23 protein-coding genes are annotated in these 22,428 nt (G+C 64.0%); 15 read left to right on the top strand and 8 right to left on the bottom strand.

Annotation, left to right across the window (positions count from 1 at the left end):
• The first annotated feature begins 120 nt into the window (after positions 1-120).
• Genes MTR64_RS06935 through MTR64_RS06900 form a run of 8 tightly spaced genes read left to right on the top strand, consistent with a single transcriptional unit; the run spans position 121 to position 8,685 of the window.
• Positions 121-666 (top strand): thermostable hemolysin, encoded by a 546-nt coding sequence (locus MTR64_RS06935; protein WP_243992181.1) that lies wholly within the window; start codon positions 121-123, stop codon positions 664-666.
• Entirely contained in the window at positions 663-2,708 is a 2,046-nt protein-coding gene (locus tag MTR64_RS06930) for an AMP-binding protein (protein WP_243992179.1), read from the top strand. The genes MTR64_RS06935 and MTR64_RS06930 overlap by 4 nt, the downstream gene beginning before the upstream one ends.
• The gene (locus MTR64_RS06925) at positions 2,695-3,450 is read left to right on the top strand and encodes an SDR family NAD(P)-dependent oxidoreductase (RefSeq protein ID WP_243992177.1); all 756 of its coding nucleotides are present in this window, start codon (positions 2,695-2,697) and stop codon (positions 3,448-3,450) included. Before MTR64_RS06930 ends, MTR64_RS06925 begins: the two co-directional genes overlap by 14 nt.
• A 29-nt stretch (positions 3,451-3,479) precedes the next feature.
• The gene (locus MTR64_RS06920; protein WP_243992175.1) at positions 3,480-4,124 is read left to right on the top strand and encodes a tetratricopeptide repeat protein; all 645 of its coding nucleotides are present in this window, start codon (positions 3,480-3,482) and stop codon (positions 4,122-4,124) included.
• A 15-nt stretch (positions 4,125-4,139) separates the two neighbouring features.
• The gene (locus tag MTR64_RS06915; protein WP_243992173.1) at positions 4,140-4,754 is read left to right on the top strand and encodes a class I SAM-dependent methyltransferase; all 615 of its coding nucleotides are present in this window, start codon (positions 4,140-4,142) and stop codon (positions 4,752-4,754) included.
• Positions 4,755-4,800: 46 nt separating this feature from the next.
• Positions 4,801-5,418 (top strand): RNA polymerase sigma factor, encoded by a 618-nt coding sequence (locus MTR64_RS06910; RefSeq protein WP_243992171.1) that lies wholly within the window; start codon positions 4,801-4,803, stop codon positions 5,416-5,418.
• Between the two features lie 5 nt (positions 5,419-5,423).
• A complete protein-coding gene (locus MTR64_RS21460) occupies positions 5,424-6,428 on the top strand; it encodes a FecR family protein (RefSeq protein ID WP_243992169.1) in 1,005 nt (334 codons plus the stop codon).
• Complete coding sequence (locus tag MTR64_RS06900) at positions 6,352-8,685, top strand: TonB-dependent receptor domain-containing protein (protein WP_419144921.1); 2,334 nt, start codon at positions 6,352-6,354, stop codon at positions 8,683-8,685. The genes MTR64_RS21460 and MTR64_RS06900 overlap by 77 nt, the downstream gene beginning before the upstream one ends.
• A gap of 295 nt (positions 8,686-8,980) precedes the next feature.
• Here the strand turns inward: MTR64_RS06900 and MTR64_RS06895 are convergent, their stop codons facing one another.
• From MTR64_RS06895 to MTR64_RS06885, 3 genes are read right to left on the bottom strand one after another with little or no spacing between them, the layout of a single operon-like run.
• Complete coding sequence (locus tag MTR64_RS06895) at positions 8,981-9,709, bottom strand: Crp/Fnr family transcriptional regulator (RefSeq protein WP_243992165.1); 729 nt, start codon at positions 9,707-9,709, stop codon at positions 8,981-8,983.
• The gene (locus tag MTR64_RS06890; RefSeq protein ID WP_243992163.1) at positions 9,710-10,240 is read right to left on the bottom strand and encodes a hypothetical protein; all 531 of its coding nucleotides are present in this window, start codon (positions 10,238-10,240) and stop codon (positions 9,710-9,712) included. It lies immediately after the preceding gene.
• 3 nt (positions 10,241-10,243) lie between these two features.
• A complete protein-coding gene (locus tag MTR64_RS06885) occupies positions 10,244-11,389 on the bottom strand; it encodes a sulfotransferase family protein (protein WP_243992161.1) in 1,146 nt (381 codons plus the stop codon).
• A 132-nt stretch (positions 11,390-11,521) separates the two neighbouring features.
• On the opposite strand from MTR64_RS06885, the gene MTR64_RS06880 reads away from it, so the two are divergent.
• The gene (locus MTR64_RS06880; RefSeq protein ID WP_243992159.1) at positions 11,522-12,310 is read left to right on the top strand and encodes an SDR family oxidoreductase; all 789 of its coding nucleotides are present in this window, start codon (positions 11,522-11,524) and stop codon (positions 12,308-12,310) included.
• A complete protein-coding gene (locus MTR64_RS06875; RefSeq protein ID WP_243992157.1) occupies positions 12,307-12,738 on the top strand; it encodes a nuclear transport factor 2 family protein in 432 nt (143 codons plus the stop codon). Before MTR64_RS06880 ends, MTR64_RS06875 begins: the two co-directional genes overlap by 4 nt.
• On the opposite strand, the gene MTR64_RS06870 is transcribed toward MTR64_RS06875, so the two are convergent.
• Both MTR64_RS06870 and MTR64_RS06865 read right to left on the bottom strand, forming a co-directional pair.
• Positions 12,735-13,799 (bottom strand): aldo/keto reductase, encoded by a 1,065-nt coding sequence (locus MTR64_RS06870; protein WP_243992155.1) that lies wholly within the window; start codon positions 13,797-13,799, stop codon positions 12,735-12,737. The genes MTR64_RS06875 and MTR64_RS06870 overlap by 4 nt on opposite strands.
• 26 nt (positions 13,800-13,825) lie before the next feature.
• Positions 13,826-14,503 (bottom strand): TetR/AcrR family transcriptional regulator, encoded by a 678-nt coding sequence (locus MTR64_RS06865; protein ID WP_243992153.1) that lies wholly within the window; start codon positions 14,501-14,503, stop codon positions 13,826-13,828.
• A 153-nt stretch (positions 14,504-14,656) separates the two neighbouring features.
• On the opposite strand from MTR64_RS06865, the gene MTR64_RS06860 reads away from it, so the two are divergent.
• The 3 genes from MTR64_RS06860 to MTR64_RS06850 are packed head-to-tail and all read left to right on the top strand — an operon-like array spanning position 14,657 to position 18,882.
• Positions 14,657-16,210 (top strand): hypothetical protein, encoded by a 1,554-nt coding sequence (locus tag MTR64_RS06860; RefSeq protein WP_243992151.1) that lies wholly within the window; start codon positions 14,657-14,659, stop codon positions 16,208-16,210.
• Positions 16,210-17,685 (top strand): acyl-CoA reductase, encoded by a 1,476-nt coding sequence (locus MTR64_RS06855; protein WP_243992149.1) that lies wholly within the window; start codon positions 16,210-16,212, stop codon positions 17,683-17,685. Before MTR64_RS06860 ends, MTR64_RS06855 begins: the two co-directional genes overlap by 1 nt.
• A 51-nt stretch (positions 17,686-17,736) precedes the next feature.
• On the top strand, positions 17,737-18,882 hold the full coding sequence (locus MTR64_RS06850; protein ID WP_243992146.1) for a pyridoxal phosphate-dependent aminotransferase: 1,146 nt from the start codon (positions 17,737-17,739) through the stop codon (positions 18,880-18,882).
• A 15-nt stretch (positions 18,883-18,897) separates the two neighbouring features.
• On the opposite strand, the gene MTR64_RS06845 is transcribed toward MTR64_RS06850, so the two are convergent.
• Positions 18,898-19,464 carry a TetR/AcrR family transcriptional regulator gene (locus tag MTR64_RS06845; protein ID WP_243992144.1) on the bottom strand — a complete coding sequence of 189 codons (567 nt, stop codon included), beginning with the start codon at positions 19,462-19,464 and terminating at the stop codon, positions 18,898-18,900.
• Between the two features lie 160 nt (positions 19,465-19,624).
• Between MTR64_RS06845 and MTR64_RS06840 the strand changes: the two genes are divergently transcribed.
• Positions 19,625-20,341 carry an alpha/beta hydrolase gene (locus MTR64_RS06840; RefSeq protein ID WP_243992142.1) on the top strand — a complete coding sequence of 239 codons (717 nt, stop codon included), beginning with the start codon at positions 19,625-19,627 and terminating at the stop codon, positions 20,339-20,341.
• A 261-nt stretch (positions 20,342-20,602) separates the two neighbouring features.
• Positions 20,603-21,004: a hypothetical protein gene (locus MTR64_RS06835; protein WP_243992140.1), complete on the top strand. Its 402-nt coding sequence runs from the start codon at positions 20,603-20,605 to the stop codon at positions 21,002-21,004.
• 277 nt (positions 21,005-21,281) lie between these two features.
• Here the strand turns inward: MTR64_RS06835 and MTR64_RS21455 are convergent, their stop codons facing one another.
• On the bottom strand, positions 21,282-21,884 hold the full coding sequence (locus tag MTR64_RS21455; RefSeq protein ID WP_243992138.1) for a response regulator transcription factor: 603 nt from the start codon (positions 21,882-21,884) through the stop codon (positions 21,282-21,284).
• A gap of 171 nt (positions 21,885-22,055) precedes the next feature.
• Complete coding sequence (locus MTR64_RS06825; protein WP_243992136.1) at positions 22,056-22,427, bottom strand: flagellar protein FliS; 372 nt, start codon at positions 22,425-22,427, stop codon at positions 22,056-22,058.
• Position 22,428 lies beyond the last annotated feature (1 nt).

The raw sequence follows: 22,428 nt of genomic DNA, 5'->3' as shown, positions 1-22,428 counted from the left end.
GTAGTTAAAATCGGTTTAGCGCCGGTTCAGGGCCATTCCCGCCGCCAAGATTCTTCACGACCTGAACTGTGGAGCCGCAGCAGCTGTGTCGTCGTCTGCTTGAAACCCAAGGAGACGTGCATGTCTGACAGTCCCGAATTCCACCTCGTACGCAGGCGCTTCATGGAAGCGCATGGTGCGAGCGTGCGACCGGCTTTTGGGCACTACAGCCAGATTGAACGCGCCGAACTCACCCGTGCAGCGCTGGGCTTCCGCCGCGCGGACGGCGAGCCCCTGTTTCTCGAGCGCTATCTCGATGCGCCGATCGAGCAGGTGGTTTCGGGCGCGCTGGGCAAGTCCATGGCACGGGAGAGCATTATCGAAATCGGCAACCTTGCCGCTGACGATGCCTTCGCCATGGTCGAATTGTGGGGCAGCGCTGCCAATGACCTTGGCACCGATTGCGAAGTTGCCGTGGCTACGCTGACGGCGCCGCTGCGCGCCATGTTCGCCCGGATCGGCGTGCCGCTGGTGGTGCTGGCTCCCGCTGCCGCCGAACGGGCGGATGAACCCGAGGCGTGGGGCCGCTATTATGCCAGCGACCCGCAGGTCTGTGCCGGGATCATTTCGCAGGGGCAGCAAGCCATCGGCGCATTTCTCGCGCGCCGTCGGAGGGTCGCCGCATGAATGGCCTGCTTGCCATCATCCGCGACCATGCCGCGAAGAATCCGCGCGGCATTGCGCTCGATCCGGTCACGTCCCTGCCTGTAACCTGGGCAGAGCTGGCAGAAAGGGTAGCGGACAGGGCAGAGGCCCTGGAACGTTCGGAAGGCTCCGGCAAGCCTTTTGTCATTAGTCTCGACCATGGCGTCGATGCCGCGATCACCGAACTGGCGCTGCTCGAAGCCCGCATCCCCGTATTGTCGCTGCCTTCGTTCTTCACGCAGGAACAGGTGCAGCACGCCGTCGCCGCCAGTGGAGCCGGAGCTGTCCCGCTTTCGGCTTCACAACCCGCGCCGTCTCCACTTCCCCGCGAGACGGCGCGGGTCACCTTCACATCGGGTTCGACCGGCACGCCCAAAGGCGTGTGCCTGTCTGTTTCCCAGATGCTGGCCGTGGCCGCGTCAGTAGTCGAGGCCGTGGGCGCCGAACATGCCGGATGCCACTGCGCGTTGCTGCCGCCGGGCATCCTGCTGGAAACCGTTGCCGGCTTTTTTGCGACGATGCTGGCAGGCGGGACATATGTCTGTGCGCCGCAGGCGGAAATCGGCCTGGCCGACCCGTTCCGGCCGGATTTTGTGATGATGGCGCGGAGGCTGGCCGATTGGGAAATCACCTCGCTGATCCTCGTCCCGGAATATCTGGCAGGGCTCGTCGCCGTCATGGAGCAGACCGGTCTTCGCCTGCCGCATCTCACGCTGGTTGCCGTTGGCGGCGCGCGAGTGCCGGTGGAGCTGCTGGCCCGCGCCCGCGCGGTGGCGCTCCCGGTGCGGCAGGGTTATGGTCTCACTGAATGCGCGTCCGTAGTCTCGCTTGAAGCTGCGGGCGAGGATGTCGCCGGTTCGGCTGGCCGCCCGCTCGGCCACATGAAGGCGCGGATCGCGCCGGACGGCGAGATCGTGCTGGACGGTGAAATGTTCCTCGGGACCATCGGCGAGCCCCGCGAGCCTGGGCCACTCCTTACCGGCGACATCGGCCGGATCGACGATCAGGGCCGCCTCTGGGTAGAGGGTCGCAAATCGGCCCTGATCGTCACTTCTTTCGGCCGCAACATTTCGCCCGAATGGGTTGAGGCAGAACTGACCGCGCAGCCGGACATCGCGCAGGCCATGGTCCATGGCGACGGCCTGCCGGCACCCGAGGCCCTGCTTGTTCCGGCGCGCCCTGATGCCGATCTCGCGGCCGCAGTCGCTGCGGCCAATGCCTCGATGCCGGCATATGCCCGCACTGCGAAATGGCGCGAGGTTGCCCCGTTCACGCCGATGAACGGCCAGCTGACCGGCAACGGCCGCCTGCGCCGGAAGGCGATTTCGGATATGTGGCTGGATGGACCGGTGCGGTTCTTCGACGAACTGGAAGCGGCAACATTCCGTGATCGCTTGCGGTTCCTGACGATCCCGCAAGTCCGTGCGGGGCTGGCCGGGACGATATCGCGGCGGACCTATATCGATTACCTGCGGCAGGCTTGGCACCATGTGCGCCATACGGTGCCGCTGATGGAGGCGGCGCGTACGCGGCTGCTCGATCGCCCCGACCTGCTGGCCGCACTCGACGACTATATCGAGGAAGAAACCGGTCACGAGGAATGGATTCTCGCGGATATTGCCGCGGCGGGCGGTGATGCCGATGCGGCACGTGCCAGCGATCCGGCGCCCGCAACGAAGGCAATGGTCGATCACGCCTACCGCTGCATTCGCGAGGGCAATCCCGCGTCGTTCTTCGGCATGGTCTATGTGCTGGAGAGCGTCAGCGTTGCCATTGCCCAGCGTGGGGCCAGTGCAGTGGCGGAGAACCTGGGGCTGCCGCCTGAGGCCTTCACCTACCTGACGTCGCACGGCGCGCTCGATCAGGATCACATGGCCTTTTACGCCGAACTGGTGAACGGCCTGCAGCGAGAGGAAGATCGCGCGGCGATCCTGCAGATGGCGCGTGAGATGTTTGGCCTGTTCGGCGGGGTCTTCGCATCGATCGACATGGAGGAAGAGGAGGATGCCCGTGTCGCGGCTTGAAGGAAAGCGCGTGGCGATCACCGGTGCCGCAGGCGGCATCGGCACGCCGGTGGCGCGGATGCTGCACGAGGCCGGGGCCTGGGTCATCGGCATCGACAGGACCGAGTGCACTGCCTGTGACAGCAGCATTGTCACGGACCTGTCCGACGACACGCAGCTTGCTGCGCTGGCCGAGCGGCTCTCCGGGGAATGCCCCGACGTTCTGGTGAACATCGCGGGCGTCATGCGCTTCGGTCTTCACGAAGACCAGCCGATCGAGGCACTGGCCCTTTGCTACCGGGTCAATCTGCTCGTACCCGCCGTGCTGGCTCGCGCGGTCGCCGCGCCGATGCGGGCGCGGGGGAGCGGGCAGATCGTCAATATCGGCTCGGTCCTCGGCTCGATCCCGTATCCCTGGTTCGCCGCCTATTCGAGCAGCAAGGCTGGCCTCGCGGCGCTGAGCCAGGGATTGCGGCGCGAACTGATGGGCTCCGGCGTTGCCGTTACGCACATCAATCCCCGCGCGGCCCGAACGGCGTTCAACAACAGCGAAGTCAACCGCTTCCTGGAAGTGACCGGCATGAAGGCGGACGCCCCCGAATGGGTTGCCGCCCGTATCGTCGCGGCCATTGAGGGCCGCCGTGAAACCGTCAGTATCGGCCTGATGGAGCGCATCTATGCAGCGCTCAATGCGATCTCGCCGAAACTGATCGACAATGGCCTTGCGACGCAGATCCGCAAGGCGCGTGCCGAGTTCTGCTGAACCGGCCAATCCGAGAGGAGACGATTTCCATGATCAAGCGTGTTCTGCTGGGCAGTGTCCTGGCACCCGTCCTTGTCGTCGCCATGCCTGCGCTGGCCCTTGCCGACATGGCCAGTGATGTGAAGGCCGTGAACGATGGCTGGGCGCATATTTCTTACGAGGTCAAGGGTTCCAGCACCCAGACCAAGGCGCTGGACAACCTGGCGAAACAGGCTGCGACCGTGGTCGCACGCTATCCCGGCAAGGCCGAGCCGCTGGTGTGGCAGGGCATCATCGTCAGTGAACAGGCGAACCGCGCCAACTTCTTCCACAAGCTGGGCCTTGCGACCAAGGCGCGCGACATTCTCGAAAAGGCCTATTCGATCGACCCGAGGGCAGCCGAAGGCGGCGGGGCAATGAGTCTGGGTGTGCTGTACTTCAAGGTTCCCGGTTCGCCACTGGCCTGGGGGGACGATGACAAGGCGGGCAAGCTGCTCAAGCAGGCGCTCGCGCAGGATCCCGACGGGCTCGATGCCAACTATTTCTACGGCGACTACCTGCTGGAGCAGGGCGACAAGGCCGGTGCGAAGGCGCACCTGCAGAAGGCTTTGCGGGCACCGCACGATCCTGCGCGCCCGGTGTGGGACGCCGGACGCCGCCGTGAAGTGACGGCTCTGCTTGCCAAGGCCGGCTGAGGTTTCGCACCGCCTATGACGTTCGCCCGGCAGCTGGCGCAGCAGCTTGCGCACCCGAGCGGCATGGCCGGGCGCGTGCTCGGAAGTGCCATGGATGTGGTCAACCGCAGGCCGCTCAGCCTCGCGGTCGACATGCTGGCGCCCGCGCCGGGAGAGGCGATCCTTGACGCGGGTTGCGGCACGGGGGCGGCCATGGCGGAGATGCTGGTGCGCGCACCGTGCCGTGTAACCGGGGTGGACGCTTCGGAAACGATGCTGTTGGCCGCGCGGCGCAAGCTGGGATCGAAAGTTACCTGTGCCCAGGCCTCGTTGGAAGATCTGCCCTTCGACGATGCCAGCTTCGATGCGGTACTGGCGCTCAACGTACTCTACTTCAACGACGCGGGAAACGGGATGCTTCGTTCCCTCCACCGCGTGCTGCGGCCGGGCGGACGGCTGGTGGCCTATGTGACCGACCGGGACAGCATGGCCGGCTGGTCCTTCGCCCGCGAAGGGTTGCACCGCCTTTATGACGCCGATGCGCTGCACGACGCGCTTGTTGCCTCAGGGTTTGCCTGCGAACGCGGCAAGGTGCATGAAGTGGCGATTACGCGCTCGGTCAGGGGGGTGATTGCCTGTGGCCGGCGCTAGACCGCATGCCTGTTTGCGGTCTCAATCGCCGGGAGCGCGCTGGAGGATGGAGTCTGGGGAATACGGGGATGCGAACGGGCTGGTGCGATTGCTGGATGTGCATCGTCCCGAGCTCATGCGCTTCCTTACGGCACGATGCGGTTCGGCAGACGATGCCGAGGACGTGCTTCAGGAAATGTGGATCAAGGTATCCGGACAGGCGACCGGCCCAATCACCAACGGGCGCGCCTATCTCTTTCGGATGGCGAACAACCTCGTGCTCGACCGGGCCCGCGGCCGCCGGCGGTCGATGCAGCGCGAACGAGTGTGGCTGGAGGTCGAGGGCGGCGGCGTGGCGCACATGCCCGAGGACCGGGCCGATCCGGGCGAGCCGGCGGACGAGATCCTGGCCCGCGAACAGGAGGCTGAAGTCCTGCGCGATGCCATCGCCTCGCTTCCCGAGGGCGCGCAGCGGGCCTTGCGGCTCTATCGCTTCGAGGACATCGGGCAGAAAGAAATAGCCGAGATCATGGGGATAAGCAGAAGTGGCGTGGAAAAACACCTGGCACTGGCGATGAAGCGCTTGCGACAGGCGCTTGCCGACTGTGGAGCTTTCGGCGCGGTGGCGTCTGAGGAGCACGGGGAGCAAGGCGGAGGTAAACCGCGCATGGAACAGGGACGATGACGAGCGTGAACGATCAAATTCTGGCCGAGGCGGCTCGCTGGCACATCGCCAGCGGGGACGACGCCATGGACTGGGATGCCTTCACGATCTGGCTGGAGGCCGATCCCCGCCACAGCGCGGCCTACGATGAAGTCGCACTGGCTGACGGCGTCTTGCAGGAGCATCGCGCAACCTTGCAGGATTCGGCGCCGGACACCGCTGGCAAGGTGGTGCCGCTGACTGCCGTCAACGATGCGCTGTCCCGTGATACGGCCCCCGGTCCCGCTGGCGGAGGTGCGGAGATTGTCCGTCCGGCGTTCGGAAAGCGCACGCGCTGGGCCGGCATGGCCATTGCAGCGACGCTGGCGGCTGTGCTTGCCGTCCCGCAATTCATGGCGCCTGCCGCACAGGTTTACGAAACCACGGCCGTGTCACGGAAGATCGCGCTGGAGGACGGATCGACGATCGTCCTCGCGCCGCGCAGCAATCTCACGGTGGAAGGCCGGCATCAGGATCACATGGCCCTTTCCGGCGGAGCGCTGTTCGACATCCGCCACGATCCCGACCGTCAGCTCACGATTACCGCCGGGGGTCTCGATATCAGCGACATCGGTACCCGTTTCGACGTGCAGGCGCAGGATAAACTTGTCCGTGTCGGGGTCGTTGAAGGCAAGGTGGAAGTCCGTTCCGGAAGCCTCGCTGCGCCGGTGCAGCTGGTGGCCGGCAAGGGGCTGTCGTTCGATGGCCGTGCCGGCACGGCGAGTGTGGCGGCGGTGCGGTCCGAGGATGTCGGTGCCTGGCAGAAAGGCCGTTTGTCTTATGATAATGCGCCTTTGGCTCTGGTCGTGACCGATCTGCGCCGCTATGCGGGGGCCGAAGTGGCGGTGCCGGACGCGCTCAGCGACCGGCGGTTTTCGGGGACCCTGGTAATCGGCGATGGCGATACGGCACTCCGTGATCTTGCGCAGGTCATGGGCCTGCGTCTCGGCGGTCGTGCTGGGGCTTGGCGTCTGGAGCAGCCCGCCCGCTGAGGCTCGCGCCAGCAGGCGCCAGCATATCGATGTCAGTGCCGGATCGCTGACCGACGCGATCGCCGAACTGGCGCGCGAGGCGCAAGTCTCGATCGGTACCGAGGGCGGGCTTCCACAAGTCCACACCTCCCGTGTCCATGGCGCCATGACCATTGGCGAAGCCTTGCGGCGCTTGCTGGCCGGAACCGGCTATATTGCCCGGCAGGTTGGCGAGACGGCATGGCGGATCGAACGCGTGCCGGTCACGGTCGCGCCGCCCGTTGCGAACCTGCCGCCTCCCGAAGCAACGCCGGTTCCGATTCTTGTCACGGCGACCAAGCAGCCACTGGACTTGTTGTCGCTGCCCGCCGCCGTGTCGGTGGCCCAGCTGACCGATTCCCAGAAGCATGATCCCGGCAGCGCCAGTGCCACCATTTCCTCCCAGCTCGAAGGCCTGGCGCTCACGTCGCTGGGGGCGGGCCGCAATCGCATGTTCCTGCGCGGCATCGCCGACAGCGCCTTCAGCGGCGAAAGCCAGTCGACGGTGGCGGTCGTGCTCGACGAGTCCCGCCTCACCTATTCCGCACCGGACCCCGACATCCGGCTTGTCGATATCGAGCGGGTGGAGGTGCTCAAGGGCCCGCAAGGTTCGCTCTACGGTACCGGCGCACTGGGCGGGATCTACCGGCTCGTCGCGCATCAGGTGGATCTGAATGATGCCAGCCTGACGCTTTCCGGCGGCGGCAGCGCCGTGATGCATGGCGATGTCGGTTATGAGGGGGCGGCAGTGGCCAACCTGCCGCTGATCCGGGGAACGGCAGGGCTGCGCGTGGTTGGCTATCAATCGAAAGAGCCGGGCTGGATAGATACCGGAGCCCGGAAAGACAGCAACTCCACCCACGTCAGCGGCCTGCGCGTCATGGCCAGTCTTGTTCCCGCGTCAGGATGGCGGCTGGACCTGACCGGCTTCGGTCAGTGGCTGGGCGCGAAGGACAGTGGCTACGTCTATACTGCTGGCAGCTATTCGCGTCCGGATCAGATCGCGGAGCCGCATGACAACGACTTGCGGCATCTCGCCGGACGGCTGAGCGGCGGTTTCGGGAACATCGACGCGATGCTGGCCGTCGCGATGACATGGCATGACGTGAACGACCTTCTCGATGCCACGATCGGGGCGGAGAGTCTGGGCCTGTCCGGTCCGCAGACGCTGCTCAACGAGAGGACCTTTCGGGTCTGGGACAACGACCTGCGCCTGCGCGGACGGCTGGGATCGCTGAACTGGCTTGCCGGGCTTTCCCATCTCGAAGCGCGCCAGGAACTTGTCGCGACGCTTGAAGGGGCGTCGGATCAGCTGATCGCCGACGATGATCAGCGCCTTAGTCATGATACCGCGGCCTATTTCAACCTCACGTTGCCGGTTACGTCGACTTTGTCGCTCGATGGCGGTGCGCGCCTGTTCGCCTCATCGGTGCGCGAAACGCGACTGGTGGCGTCGGAACGGGTCACGCGCGGGCAGCACAAGACGGGCATGACGCCGAGCCTGGCTGTCGCCTGGCAGCCCAATGCGAGCCGGCTGATCTACCTGCGCTATGGTTCGGCTTTCCGGCAGGGCGGGTCTGACATCACCGACAACGGTACCATCGAGACGCTGAAAGGCGACGAACTGGCCTCTATCGAGGCGGGCTGGCGCGAACGGCTGCCGGGTGGCGGGCACCTTGAACTGAGTGCGTGGTACACCCGCTGGGAGGATGTCCAGTCTGACGTACTGGACGCCAGTGGCCTGATCGAGACCACCAATGCCGGAGTCGCGAGGATCATCGGGGTGGAGGGATCGGCAGGTATCGTGCTGGCACCCGGCTGGCGGATCGATGCAGGCGCCAATTACACAAGTGCCCTGCTGACGCGCAGCGCGCTGGGATATGAAGTGCACGACCGGCATCTGCCTGTCGTGCCCGAGTACACGGTTCGGGGCGCGGTGCGGCACGATTTCGCGATCGGGACCGCCGATGCCTGGGTGCGGGCGAGCCTACGCTATATCGGCCCTTCGCGCATGAGCTTCGACACCGAGTTGGACCGTCAGATGGGCAAGCTTCTGGAAAGCACGCTGGAAGTTCATGCCGCGCTGGGCCCGTGGGACCTCGGACTGCAGGCGCAGAACCTGTTCGCGGACAAGAACAACACTTTCGCGTTCGGCAACCCGTTCCGTTACCGTACGATGCCGCAGTACACGCCGCAGAGGCCGCTGACGGTCAGCCTGATGATGTCTCGCTCTTTCTGAGCTGTCACGTAGAAGTATAGGGAAAGCCGGCAAAGGGTGACGGCAGCCTGCAGGGAAGATCCGGCCAGGGCCGGTGAGGCTGCCGCCACAGTGTGCGAGTGGAACCGTCAGGCTGCGGCACCCGAAGATCGCTAACGGGTGCCCAGTGCCTTCCGGCTGTCCGGAAGCGGGGTCGCTAGCCCCCGGACAGGCTCTGTTTGCCCTGGATGCGTTGGGACGGCGGTGCGCCAGATCACCCGGCCGATGTGAGTTTTCGCACATGGCGCTGGCGGTCCGGCCGCCGGTCGGCCTGCGGTCAGGCGGTGCCGCGGCCGATACCCGCCCGGTTCGCCCGCTGGATCAGTTCGACTTCGCCGGCGGCAGCACGGACGATTTCTGCAAGCCGCGCGACGTCGCAGACCGTCAGCTTGCGGCCGGTCGTGGCGGTGATGCGCTGCTCGGTCAGGTAGCTCAGTTCGCGGGTCACGGCCTCGCGGTGGGTGCCTATGCGGCTGGCGAGCTCGGCATGGGTGGGCGAGGGCGAGATGGTCACTTCGTTGCCGTCAACGCCCGTATCGAGTGCCAGCCGCAACAGTTCGCAATGCAGGCGGCTGCGCACGGCCAGAGCGTTCAGTTCGAAAACGCGTTCGTTGAGGCTGCGCAGGATTTTCAGCAGGCGCAGTGTCAGCCATTCGGCGGAAGCCGGATCGGCGAAAGCGGCCTGCCGGAATGCGTTGCCGGGGATGCGGGCCAGCTCGGCTGACGTCATGGCGGTGACCGTGGCGGAACGTGGCTGCTGGTCCAGGGCGGCAAAATCTCCGACGATTTCACCGGGGCCAAGGTCGTCGAGGATAATTTCACGCCCGTTTTGCGAGAGAAGCTCGACGCGAAGCGAACCATCGAGGATGACGAAAACGTCGCTGCTGTCGTCCTGATGGCCGATAACGATCTGGTTGGGCTTGAGCCGGACATGGCGGGCATGCGGCAGCACGGCCTGTGTCAGGGTGTCAGGCAGGTAGCGGCCCAGATCAGTCAATTGCGCCATTCAAGTTCCAAGCGGTGTTGTCAGCCAGGGTGCCGCCGGAATGCCAGCAAGCGACGGATCGGCCCAGAGATACTCGGTATAATGGCCGAGCCGGAGCCGGGTGTCGACATAGCAGAAGCACAGCTTGTCATCCGGCGAGGGAATGGCCGGAAAGAGATACGCGAATTCGTCGCCGCTCGTTTCGACTTCGCGCAACAGTCGTTCCCATTCGGAATAGGCGCCGGGTACGGCGATTCCGATGTGGTGGAAGTTGAGGATATGTCCGGAAAGATCGACCGCGTCGGTATAGATTTCGATCGCGCCGGAAACCGGCTGGATGATCTCGAACTGGCGCGTGCCGAGGTTGGCAATGGCTGATTTGACGATGAGCGGGCGTTTCTGGCCGTAGGAGAGCACCTCGATTTCCGCTTCACCACGGCTGAGGCCGGAAATTCCCATTTCCGCCTCGGTGTGGGCGACGGCCGCGTCCATGTCGCGCGTAATGTAGCTCATCTGTACGAGCTGCCCGTAGTGGTCGCCGAGGTGGATCATGGGTCAGCCTTTCACAGGAATCTGGTAGCGCTCGATGTAGTCGGCAAAGGTCTTGTGCACGCCTTCGCGTGAGAGTCCGTAGCGTTCCAGTGAGTATTCGTGCTTGCCGTGCTTGCCCTTGGGATTGGCGTCCATGTAGGCCTGCATCGCGGCTTCGGCTTCGGCGGTAAAGGGCTCGTCGAAGTGGTCGTAGATCGCGCGGACCTGACCGAGTGGGTCCTTCATGACCTCGGCATATTGCACGTCGAGGATCGAATCCCGTCCGTGTTCGGCACGGAAGGCGTCCTGTCGCTCGATCATGATCTGGAACGTTTCGACGAATTGCCGGCCGATGGTCTCGAGATCGACGTCATCCGAATATATCTTGCGTACATTCTCGATCAGACTGCCGATCGAGCCCAGCACGTCGGCCGGATCGCGGTGCGTCATCACTAACTGGGCATCGGGATAGGCCTGCTTGAGTGCGGGCAGATAGAGCGGGTGCCAGGGATTCTTCAGCGTCCAGCGCCCGCCGGCATTGGCCTGAAGCATCTGCAGGTAACGCTTGTGAAAGCGGAAGGCGGGCAGATAGTCGGCCTTGTGCAGGAACCATTCGCGGTAGCCGGGGATGTCCGCCTGCGATTCATAGACCTGCGAGCAGAACGAGGGCGTCATCAGGAACTGGCATTCGGTCGGACTGTCTGCCTCCTCGAAGTGGATCGCGGCGATCTGGGGCATGTACTGCAACGCAGCCTTGGTCTGCTGATCCGTCTTTTCCCAGCGCGGGCCAGCGTGAAGTTCTTCGGGCATGGGCGGCGGCACGGGATCTTGTGATTCCCAGCGCAGGAATGGCCGGCGGGCGGGATCGGATGCGAGCAGGTTGATTACCAGCGTTGTGCCGGTACGCGGCAGGCCGAACACGAACATCGGCTTTTCGATCGGCGCGTCGAGCAGTTCGGGGTGCTTCGCGAGCCAGTTCTCGATCTTCATGCGGATGGCCATCCACTTGACCAGATCGGCATGGGCCATCTGCGATCCGCGTTCGCTGTAGCGCGCTTCGTCGCTGTACGACTTGAGCAGGATTTCGAGGCCTTCGATGATGGCCGGATCGCCGAATTCGGTGAGTCCTGTCTGCGCCCGTGCGGCTTGGATCACTTCATCTGCGGTCATCTCCGGGCGTCCTTGTCTGCCATCTTATCGTCCCCGCGTCATGAAAGCGGCGTAGAGCGATTGCAAGATAGTGCTTGCTACTTCAAATTGGCGCCACATGCCGCACCGAGCGGCCCGGAGAGGCGAGAATTCATGCATTTGAGCGAAGCACGCCACGCGTTCGTGACCGGGGGCGCCAGTGGCCTGGGATTAGGTATCGTTGAAGCGATGGTTCGACGGGGCCTGTCCGTTACCATTGCCGACATTGATGCCGAGACGCTCGATCGGGTCGTCGCGCGACAGGGCGGCAAGGTGCGCGGTATCGTGCTTGATACCCGCGACCGGCAGGGCTGGCAGAAGGCAAAGGCCGAGGCGGAAGCAGCCTTCGGACCCGTCGATGTGCTGGTGAACAATGCCGGCATTGCGCCCAATGGCCGTGAATTCGCGGACATGGATCCGGACAGCTTCGACCGCATTCTGGCGATCAATCTCGTGGGCATTGCCAATGGCGTCTTCACCTTCGCTGCCGCCATGCGCGAGCGGGGCAAGGGGCATATCGTCAATACCTCCTCGCAGGCGGGCCTGACGGCCAGCGTGCCGGGCGTGGGGGCCTATGCCGTCGCCAAGTTCGGCGTCACTGCCCTCAGCGAAGGGCTGCGGCAGGAAATGGCGCCGCATGGTGTAGGCGTGACCGTGCTGTGTCCGGGCTATGTCACGACCAATCTGGCAGAGAACACGCTCAAGGTCGGCGGGGAAATCCGGCAGTACGCCGGGACCATGCCGGAATCGGACATCACGCCGCATGACGTCGGCGAAATGGTGGCCGCAGCCATCGAGAGTGACGAGGCCGTCGTGGTCACGCACAAGCACGTCTGGCGAAGCATGGAGCCGCGCCTTGGCGCAATCCGGGCGGCCTGCGATCTGCGGGACAGCATGGCGTGAGCGCGGTGCTGGAAGCCCGTCTCGACCGGCTGGAGGCGCAAGCCGCGATCGCTGATCTCGTCCACGAATACGCACGGGCCGTGCGCCGCGACGAGCAGGAGAAGGTGGCCGCGCTGTTCGTGCCGGGGGGAACCTTCGAAGTGCGTTCCGGTCATCCCGACAAGCCCGAGTTTACCGTGCGCGGCCGTTTCGAAAGCCCCCAGGCGCTGGTCGCCTTCCTCCTGAGCCAGAAGGGCGGACCGCACCCGGTCCCGCTCATCCATAACCTGATGGTCGAGGTCGAAGGCGAGCGGGCCACGGCAAATTCGATGATGGCCGCGCCGATCTACGGGACGGACAAGGAAGTCTTCGGCGAATATCACGACAGCTTCGAGCGCCGCGAGGGCACGTGGCTGTTCAGCGCGCGGGTTTACACGCTGTTCGGTTAGCCGCGCTTTGCGACTGTCACGTTGCCGAACATCATGCCTTCGGCCGGGCCGGTCAGGACGTCCATCGGGAAGACTTTCGGGACCGCGCTGACGGCGTCCAGGCGCTCGATGTGCTCGTCGGTCAACGTTATTTCGAGCGCGCCGAGGTTGTCCTCAAGCTGTGCGGGCGTGCGCACGCCCACGACCGGTGAGCAGGTGGCCGGATTGACCAGCGTCCAGGCCAGCGCGACTTGCGCCGGGGTGCAGCCGATTTCCTTCGCCACGTCCACCACCACGTCGGCGATGTCCAGGTTGCGGGCATTGAGCTTGCCGGTCATGGCGTTGATCGCCTTGCGCGATCCGATATCGTCCATGGAGCCCTCGCCCAGGTCGGCTCGGGTATACTTGCCGGTGAGTACCCCTTGGCCCAGCGGCGCCCAGGGCGAAACGCCCATGCCCATTTCGCGCGCCATCGGGATCATTTCGCGCTCGACCGTGCGCTCGACAAGGCTGTACTGGATCTGCAGCGCGCAGAACTGGGTCCAGCCGCGCAGTTCGGCGATGGCTTGCATGCGGCTCGCCTGCCAGGCGGGGGCATCCGACAGGCCGATGTAGAGCACCTTACCGGTGCGCACCAGGTCATCGAAGGCGCGCAGGATCTCGTCGACAGGGGTGCGGAAGTCCCACATGTGGAGATAGAGCAGGTCGATGTAGTCGGTCTGCATCCGGCGCAGGCTTTCCTCGACCGACTGCACCATGTTCTTGCGGTGATTGCCGGAGGCATTGGGATTGCCGGGCTGGGTTGTCAGCGAATACTTGGTGGAGATCACAAGCGGATGGCGCCGGCCCTTGACCAGGCGGCCAAGCCACTCTTCGGATCCGCCCATCTGGCCGTAGAAATCGGCAGTGTCGATGAAGTTGCCGCCCCGGTCGATGAAGTGATCGACCATGGCCTGGGCCTCCTCCTCGGTACTGCCCCAGGCCCCCTCGCCAACCCCGAAGGTCATTGTTCCGAGCGCCAGCGGCGAGACCCGCAGGCCCGAGCGGCCGAGCAGGCGATAGTGATCGAGTTGTATAGCCATGTTGATTTCTCTCCCCTGCGGATTGTTCAGCCGACCGTTGCGTCAGGGTCGGTCTTTTGACGCGCGAAGCCGCCGGTGGCCATGCGCGTGAATTGTTCTGCCACTGCGGTCAAATCGCCGTTCCTCTCGCCCGCGATTCCGCCGCCGAAATGTCGGTCGAGCGCGACGGCCATCTGGATGCCGAATATTGCCAGCCCCACGAAGTCGAGATCGAGCCCGTCGCGGGTAAGCCCGCCCAGAATTTCGCCGCGCGCCCGCACCAGCGGCACGATGTGTTCAAGATAAAGCTGCTTGCCCTGTTCGGGATCGCTGAAGAGTGCGGCGGCGAGCAGAGGGAAGACGCGGTCCATGTCCGCGAGGTGGCGTTCGCCCGAGGAACGGGCGAGTATGGCGATCTCGTCCGGACCGGCGGCGTGCTCGTAGACTTCCTTGCGGGCGTGCATGCCGCGCATGGCCTCGATCAGCGGCTTGATCACGGCTTCCTCGAACAGGGCTTCCTTGCTGGGGAAGTGCTCGAAGATCGTGGCCTGGTTGACCGATGCGGCGCGGGCGATGTCGCGGGTGCGCGCGCCTTTTAGGTTGGCGCGGGCGAAGACTTCCTGCGCGGCCGCGATGATCTGCTGCCGCCTCTCCGCCGCGGGCAGGTAGTGCCGCCGCCTGCGCGGTGCGGTCTTGGTTGCTGCGGTCTTTGCAGTGCTGGCCAATCGTTTCGTCCTTCTCCGGGCTTGCCTGCCGGGGGGTAGCAATTGACGCAGCGCGAAACAACCAACCAATTGGTTGATTTGAATTGACCCCAGATGCATGGTCCCGACTCGCAAGGTCCGGAAAAGGGCCGCGAGCCAATCGGGAGAGATGGGATGGCTACTACCGCGCCGCCGCATGACGCGACTGTCGAACGCGAAGCCGAAGCCTGGATGGAAGACCCCTACGGGCATTTCGGGCACCACAACACGCGCATCCACTCGCTGGAGCGGGAGCATGTCGAGGCGGTGCAGCTGGCGGCGATGAACCGGCGGCTGGAAGAGCGCCGGGGCCAGATACAGGTGCTGCAGAAGCTGGCGGACGGGCAGGGCGTCGGCACGCTGGCCTTGCTCGACGATATGGCGCCGCTGCTGTTGCCGCATGACATCTACAAGTCCTATCCGGTCTCGCTGCTGGCCAAGGGGCAGTTCGGCAAGCTCAATACCTGGCTCTCGCGCCTGACCCGCCATGATCCGCTTCAGGTGGACGTTTCGGATTGTGATTCCATCGATTCCTGGCTGGTGAAGCTGCGCGACGAAACGCCGCTGGACGTCGCGACGTCATCCGGCTCGACGGGCACCTGCTCCTTCTTCCCCAAGTCCAAGAAGGACTATCAGGTCTCGGTGATGGGCCTGCGCGTTCAGCTGGCGCAGAAGTTCGGCGAGGCGCCCCGGCCCGGCGACGTCGAAGATACCATGCACGCGATCGTGCCTCTCTACCGGGACGGACATGCTTCGACCGGGGCCTTCGCCAAATACATCCGCGAGGTCTTCTGCAAGGGCGACGACAGCAAGCTGCACACCGCCTTCGATTTCAAGATCAGCTCGGATCTGATGTGGCTCGCCGCGCGCCTGCGGGCTGCAGCGGCCAAGGGCGATGCCAGCAAGGTGGACGTGCCGCCCGCGCTGCTTGCCCGCCGCGAAGAATGGGAGAGGTCTCAGGCAGAGGCCCCGGCCCGGCAGATGGAATTCATCAACCGCATGGTCACGCAGCTCAAGGGAGAGCGCGTCTTTGCCATGGGCACCTCGAACATGTTCTATGCCGTGGCGAAGAAGGGGCTCGAGGAAGGCATCAAGGCCAGCTTCTCGCCGGACTCCGTCCTGATGGGCGGGGGCGGCGCCAAGGGCGTACCGCTGCCGGATGATCTCGAGGAAGTGATCTGCGGCTTCTTCGGGTTCGAGCGGATGACGTCGGGCTATGGGATGACCGAGATGAACTCGTTCTCGATCCTGTGCGAGCACGATCACTATCACGTTCTGCCGTGGGTCACCGTGTTCCAGCTCGATCTCGATACCGGCCAGCCGCTGCCGCGCAAGGGCAGGCAGACGGGGCGTGCCGCCTTCTTCGACATGACGCAGGATTCGACCTGGGGCGGGCTCATCACCGGCGATCTCGTCACGATCGACTGGGACAACACCTGCTCGTGCGGACGCACCTCGGTCGCGCTGGAAAAGAAGATCAACCGGGTGAGCGAGTTGCAGGGCGGGGACGACAAGATCTCGTGCGCCGCCACGCCGCAGGCGCAGGCCGAGGCCATGGACTTCCTGACCGGGCTGGGGGGGCTGAAACTGGTTCCGCTCGTGCTGAGCTTGTCGAAGCACACTGGCGCAAACCCATCCTTCGACAAGCTCAGGATGAGCGGGGTGGAGTACTCAAGGATCTACGCATGATGGCAACCAGACCCATTTCCTACGCCGTGCTGCGCGGGCAGGTGATCGAGAGCGACCTGATCGAATTCGGCGGACGCGGCGGGGATATCACGTTCCTTGCGCCCGATCCGCACAAGATCGTGGACCGTATTCCGCTGGCCTCCCCCCGGCTGATGGAGGACCTCTACGAGCTGAGCTTCGAGGATATCCTCGACTACCTCGCCGAACTCGGCGCCCGGCTGGACGTGAACAGCAACGACTACCTGCGCGAGGTGCGCGAGTATTCCTATGCGATGGCGCCGACGACGCCGCCGATCATGGATCACTTCTTCCACGACATGCCCTTCATGTTCGACAAGGAGCGCATTCGCGGCATGGTCGATTTCAATATTGGCGTGGACTACCTCGAACGCTGGGTCGAGCAGGAGATCAACGGCTCGAAAGTGGGCATCCGGGCCTATGGTGCGCGGACGTTGCACATCGTGGCGGGTAATGGCCCGGTGCTGGGTGCACTGACCGTGCTGCGCGGCGCGGTGACGCGCGGCGACACGATCATCAAGGTGCCCTCGAACGATCCCTTCACCACAGGCGCCATTGCCCGCACGATGGTGGACATGGCGCCCGACCATCCGATCACCAGGCACCTCGCCGTCGCCTACTGGCGCGGCGGGGACGAAGCGCTGGAATCGCAGATCTATCAGCCGCACAATATCGAGAAAATCTGCGCTTGGGGCGGCTTCGCTTCGGTGAAGCACGTCACCAGGTATATCCAGCCGGGGATTGAGCTGATCAGCCTCGATCCCAAGCGCTCGGCCTCGATCATCGGGCCGGAAGCGCTGGAGGATGATGCCGCCATTGAAGAGACGGCCAAGCGCCTCGCCTGTGACTTTTCGGTCGGCAACCAGACCGCCTGCGCCTCGGCGCGCATGGTTTATGTGATGTGCGGCACCGAGGACGAAGGGATAGAGAAGCTCAAGGCGCTGGGGCAGAAGGCCTACGAGGCCATGTTCATGCTGCCCGAAGTGCTGACCACCAAACCCAAGCGTTATGATCCCGATCTCAAGTCCAGCGTGGATTCGCTGCGCTTCTCGGAGGACTTCTACACCGTGATCGGCGGCGAGCATGGCGAAGGCGCGGTCCTCGTCAGCCATACTTCCGACCGCGTCGACTTCTGGGAGTATCTGGCCGACCGCACGGTGAACCTGATCCCGGTCGATACGCTGGAGGAAGTGCTCGACGTGGTCGATGCCTATACCCAGACGGTGGGCATCTGGCCGGAAAGCTTGCGCGAAGTGGTGCGTCACAAGGGCGCGCTGCACGGCGGGCAGCGGTTCGTGCAACTCGGCTATGTGTTCAACGGGCCGGGACTTGTCGGCCCGCAGGACGGCATCGAGCCGATGCGGCGGATCGTGAAGTGGATCATCTCGGAGGAGCCGTCAGAGGGACGCCTGGGCTTCTGGGAGGCCGGCGAAGAGGATATCAAGGTCGTCGCCTGAACATGTGGGCCTGAACTTGCGGGAAGCCCATCGCGCGCCTAGCAAGCGGGCATGACTTCCCGCACCGACATCGCCGAGGTTGAACCCTTCCACGCCATCTCGATCGGGCGCCTCGCCTACGAGCTGGCGGAGCAGGGGCGCAACGTGATCCACATGGAATACGGCCAGCCCTCGACCGGTGCCCCGGCCAAGGCCATCGCCGCCGCGCACAAGGTGCTCGACAGCGATCCGGGAGGCTATTGGGAGAGCACCGCGCTCAAGCAGCGCATCGCCCGGCACTACGCCGAGGCCAATGGCGTGACGGTGGACGAGGAGCAGGTGATCCTCACTTGCGGCGCCTCGCCTGCCTTCGTGCTGGCGCTGTCCTGCCTTTTTGCACCGGGCGCCCGCGTGGCGCTGGCGCGGCCGGGCTACGTGGCCTACCGCAACACGCTCAAGGCCATGTACCTTGAGCCGGTGGAAGTCCCCTGCGGCCCCGCCGAGCGCTATCAAATGACAGCGGCCGCGCTCGATGCGATCGAGCTGGCGCCCGATGGACTGATCCTTGCGAGCCCGGCCAATCCCACCGGCACGGTAATCGCGCCGGAGGAACTGGCGGCGATTGCCGAAGTGTGCCGCCGCAAGGGTATCCGGGTAGTGTCCGACGAAATCTATCACGGCCTGACATACGCAAATGCTGCGCAGTCCACGCTGCAGCATTTGCCTGAGGCTTTGGTGGTAAACAGCTTCTCGAAGTACTTCTCGATGGCGGGCTGGCGGCTCGGCTGGCTGGTGGTTCCGCCGGACCTGATCGGCGCGGCGCGGGCGCGGATGGGCAACCTGTTCCTGACCCCGCCGGTGCTGGCCCAGCACGCCGGGCTGATCGCCTTCGACTGCCGTGAGGAACTGGAAGGGCACCTTGCCAATTATGCGCGTAACCGCGAGCTGTTGCTGGCGGCTTTGCCGCGGCTCGGGCTGCAGGAGATCGCGCCGCCGGATGGCGCGTTCTACATCTGGGCAGAGATCGGGCACATGACCAACGACAGCCTCTCGTTCTGCAAGGAATTGCTGCAGGACACGGGCGTCGCCACTGCACCCGGCATCGATTTCGATCCGGTGGACGGCGGGCGTTACATTCGCTTCAGCTTCGCGGTCTCTCCGGCAGAGATCGAAGCGGCCATAGAACGCATGGTGCCCTGGTTCGCCGCGCGCCGCTAAGGGCGCAACACGAGGTCAGTCGCCCGGGCTGTGCGGCTCGATCACATCCAGCACGGACCGGGTGAACCAGTCGCAAATTCTGGCGGTTTCCTGCTTGCCGAATACGGTGAGTGGCAGGTGCTTCATGAAGAACACAAAGCCGATGGCGAGTATCGACATCTGCAGGGCCCGCTCCTTGCCGTCAGGCCCGCCCAGCGTTTCCCCCACCGGAATGATTGTGAGTTCAGTGAAGACCCTGGCCGCAAGTTCGGCCGCCTCGCGTTCGCCGGATGCCATGGCGATCATCAGCATCGGGTCGGTCGCGCCGGGATCGGTGCGCAGCACATCTGCAAGCGATGTCGCGAATTCGGTCAAGGGTGGCTGCAATATTTCGGCAGTGCGCATGGCATCGCGCAAGGCGGCCTCGAACAAGCCAATCTTCGAGCCAAAATAGCGCAGCACCAGCGTCGAACTGGTTCCGGCAAGCGAGGCGACTTCGCGAATGCCCGTGTGCGAATAGCCGGTTGTGGAGAATGCCCGTTTCGCCGCAGCGAGGATACGTGCTCGTGTCGCTTCGGAGTCCCGTTTCTTGGGTTGCGTCATTACCATCGATTGCAATGTAGATGCGGGATTGACATCCGTACAAGGCAAATGGAAGTTATCAGTCGGTAACATAAGGCGTGGCGCCAGAAGCGACGCCGCGAATGTAAGCCACGCCTATCCGGAAAAAACAGGCAAGACGCAGTCGAGGAGAGCAGGTGCGATGGGGACTTTTGTGCTGGTGCATGGCGGTGGCCATGGCGGATGGTGCTACAAGCCGGTGGCACAGCGGTTGCGGGCGATGGGGCATGAGGTCCACGCCCCGTCGTTGTCCGGTCTGGCCGACCGCCGCCATCTGGTGAGCGCGGCGATCGATCTCGACACGCATATTGCCGATATCGCCGAATTGCTCGAGTACGAGGATCTGACTGGCGCAGTACTGGTCGGGCACAGCTATGGCGGCATGGTGATCACCGGGGCGGCCGACCGGAAGCCGGAGCGGGTAGGCCATCGTGTCTATCTCGACGCTGCCTATCCGCGTGAAGGAGAATCGCTCTACGAGCACGCCTATGAGATGATCCACATGGCAAAACAGGGCCTGCATGTCGTTGACGGAGTCGAAATGGTCATGGCGCCGATGCCGGGCATGGCCGCCTTTTTCGGTGTGACCGATCCCGAATTGGGGGCGTGGACCGACGCGCGGCTGACCGCCCAGCCGTGGAAGTGCTTCGATCAGAAGATCGCGTTTTGGAATGAAGCGGCGATGCGCGCCATTCCCGAAAGTCATCTGGTGTGCACGTCGACGATGCCAGGGCGCGATATGGCGTTGCTTACCGAGCGGTCCGGGGGGCGTGTCTGGGACATCGATACCGGTCATGACCTGATGCTTACCGAGCCGGACTGGGTCGCGGAACGGTTGGACGCTATTTCAAAACTTTAATTACGGCACCGTAATTTATTAGGTGCGGATATCGTCCAAGATAACTCGGCTTGTCGTAATTCCGACTCAATTCGCAGCCATCGCCTTGCCAACAATTGTGCAATCGTTTTCCTCGATGCCCATAGGACGACGGGTTTACCCGCGTCATGATAGCGGACAGGCAGGCCGTTTCGGTACGGTAGCATTTTCCGAAGCGAAACGGCCTTTGAGGCGAGCACCATGATGAACAGAGTCCCTGAACCAGAAGTGTGGACTGCACGCATGCGTGATCTGATGCATGATTGCCTGGCAAGTGCACCGCACGAGGAATGCGATCGCGTGCGCGAGGCAGCTCTCCTGTTGCAAAGCGGCGGGCGTAGAGACGATCACAACCCGGCGGTCGAGTCCGGCGCGGTCGACCAGATGCTGTCTTGCGGTGCCGTCGAGAGCGCCGTGTTGGCGATGCTGAGACCTGGCACCGTGTTTATGCTGTCCCGAGGGCAGGAGAATTGTTGCCTCGCCACGGTCATTACGATGGATGGCGCTGACGAAGTCATCGCGGAAGGCGCCACTTTGTCTCTGGCGTTATTGTCTGCCTATGTCGCCGGGCTGGTCGCTGATGTCGAGGATGTCGCTGCAACACGGCATCATTCCGGTGCGTCCGGTGAAGCTTGGATGCATTGATGCGGGCCTGTCCCGAGATATGAGGACGATGTATCCGGCGACGGAGTGTAGCCGGATACATTGCCAGTAGGGGCCTTGCACCCCGCGACGGGAACGGCCGGGAGGGAATTCGGCCGGGCTCGCCCGGACAGAACCTGCGGAGCGCTTGCCGGCAAGCCGCTCGGGAGGCTTGCCGGTAAATGCCCTGATGGCACGGTTGCCGCTAAGGTTTGGTGCCACTGGCTATACGTTCAAATGCGGTCTGGAGGCATGCGCCGGTTCAGGCGCGCCCGCCCGGTCAATGCGTGAGCGAAGCCTCTATCGCGATCCGGATGGCATCGGATGTATGGCTGGCACCCAGCTTGTGCAGCATGTTTGCGCGGTGGATTTCGACGGTGCGCGGGCTGATCGAGAGCTTTTCCCCGATCAGGCGGTTGGACAAACCGCCGGCAACGGCTCCCAGGACTTGGCGTTCCCGGCGTGTCAGCCTGTCGACGCGTGCCCGCGCCATCACTTCGCGCAGTTTGGCACTACCAGCACCGGTCGCGCGTTCGATCGCGCTGTTGACCGTCTGGGCGAGCTCTTCGGCGGAGGCAGGCCATACGAGATAGTCAATCGCACCATTGAGTACGGCCTGGACCACGCGCTGCACTTCCGGCTTTTCGCTGAAGGCTACCATGGGAAACCACTGGCTCTGCCGGGCCATTGCTTCGATCAGCCGGTTGATTGCACAAGGTCCATCATGGATGAGGATGACGCCGGACCGGGGCCAGGCGTCAGCGAGTTGGCAGACGTGCTCAAACGGTTCGACGCGAAGGTCGTAAGACGTCAACGCATCACTGATCGCCACCCGCCGCTGCGTGTCATCATCGACGAGGATGAGGGTTGAGATGCGCTCCACCGGCGTTCTCCCTTGTGACTTCCGCCTAGGGAGATATCCGCATGGAGCTGTGCTGGCTTTCTGCACCTGCTCCAGAATCGAACGGCCGGGAAGGGGGGCTTGTGCTATGCGGCGGCAATCCGGTGCAGAGAGGCCGCCGAAATGGGTTCAAATTCCCTCAGCGGTGCTGATTCAGCTGCCTTTCAAGGCCTGACTGATTTCGGTGAAATCGGTCCGCATCGTTGCGATCTGCTTGGCATCGAAGGAAATGGCACAGTCCAGGATGGTGCGGCGTGCGGCCGCATAGAACTGGTTGAGTGCATCGCCCATGCCGCCATCTTGTGAAACGCCCATCTGCAATGCAGTGATTGCGGTCAGCGCGCGGGTCATCGAGCGGCTCTTGAGGCCATTGTCGCCGTTCTGGTTTGCGTGAATCGCGGTTCCAAGCGCGCCGATCAGGTGCTCGTAGCACACATGAACGAGCTCGGCCGGCTTGGCACTGTTTACGCGGGCGTCGAAGTCGACGCGGCGATAGGCTTCGTGGGGCGATTGTTGCAGCAACATA

Origin of the sequence: Novosphingobium album (ex Hu et al. 2023), from assembly GCF_022832385.1 — a bacterium.
Taxonomy (GTDB): Bacteria; Pseudomonadota; Alphaproteobacteria; order Sphingomonadales; family Sphingomonadaceae; genus Novosphingobium; species Novosphingobium album.
Note: the sequence above shows the minus strand (reverse complement) of the source record. Positions and strands in the feature narration are given on the sequence as shown.

What these genes read in the sequence shown, in the direction of transcription:
- MTR64_RS06935 (WP_243992181.1), top strand. Translation starts at nt 121, where the DNA reads ATGTCTGACAGTCCCGAATTCCACCTCGTACGCAGGCGCTTCATGGAA.
- MTR64_RS06930 (WP_243992179.1), top strand. Translation starts at nt 663, where the DNA reads ATGAATGGCCTGCTTGCCATCATCCGCGACCATGCCGCGAAGAATCCG.
- MTR64_RS06920 (WP_243992175.1), top strand. Translation starts at nt 3,480, where the DNA reads ATGATCAAGCGTGTTCTGCTGGGCAGTGTCCTGGCACCCGTCCTTGTC.
- MTR64_RS06915 (WP_243992173.1), top strand. Translation starts at nt 4,140, where the DNA reads ATGACGTTCGCCCGGCAGCTGGCGCAGCAGCTTGCGCACCCGAGCGGC.
- MTR64_RS06910 (WP_243992171.1), top strand. Translation starts at nt 4,801, where the DNA reads ATGGAGTCTGGGGAATACGGGGATGCGAACGGGCTGGTGCGATTGCTG.
- MTR64_RS06895 (WP_243992165.1), bottom strand. Translation starts at nt 9,709, where the DNA reads ATGGCGCAATTGACTGATCTGGGCCGCTACCTGCCTGACACCCTGACA.
- MTR64_RS06890 (WP_243992163.1), bottom strand. Translation starts at nt 10,240, where the DNA reads ATGATCCACCTCGGCGACCACTACGGGCAGCTCGTACAGATGAGCTAC.
- MTR64_RS06885 (WP_243992161.1), bottom strand. Translation starts at nt 11,389, where the DNA reads ATGACCGCAGATGAAGTGATCCAAGCCGCACGGGCGCAGACAGGACTC.
- MTR64_RS06880 (WP_243992159.1), top strand. Translation starts at nt 11,522, where the DNA reads ATGCATTTGAGCGAAGCACGCCACGCGTTCGTGACCGGGGGCGCCAGT.
- MTR64_RS06870 (WP_243992155.1), bottom strand. Translation starts at nt 13,799, where the DNA reads ATGGCTATACAACTCGATCACTATCGCCTGCTCGGCCGCTCGGGCCTG.
- MTR64_RS06860 (WP_243992151.1), top strand. Translation starts at nt 14,657, where the DNA reads ATGGCTACTACCGCGCCGCCGCATGACGCGACTGTCGAACGCGAAGCC.
- MTR64_RS06855 (WP_243992149.1), top strand. Translation starts at nt 16,210, where the DNA reads ATGGCAACCAGACCCATTTCCTACGCCGTGCTGCGCGGGCAGGTGATC.
- MTR64_RS06850 (WP_243992146.1), top strand. Translation starts at nt 17,737, where the DNA reads ATGACTTCCCGCACCGACATCGCCGAGGTTGAACCCTTCCACGCCATC.
- MTR64_RS06845 (WP_243992144.1), bottom strand. Translation starts at nt 19,464, where the DNA reads ATGACGCAACCCAAGAAACGGGACTCCGAAGCGACACGAGCACGTATC.
- MTR64_RS06840 (WP_243992142.1), top strand. Translation starts at nt 19,625, where the DNA reads ATGGGGACTTTTGTGCTGGTGCATGGCGGTGGCCATGGCGGATGGTGC.
- MTR64_RS06835 (WP_243992140.1), top strand. Translation starts at nt 20,603, where the DNA reads ATGCGTGATCTGATGCATGATTGCCTGGCAAGTGCACCGCACGAGGAA.
- MTR64_RS06825 (WP_243992136.1), bottom strand. Translation starts at nt 22,427, where the DNA reads ATGTTGCTGCAACAATCGCCCCACGAAGCCTATCGCCGCGTCGACTTC.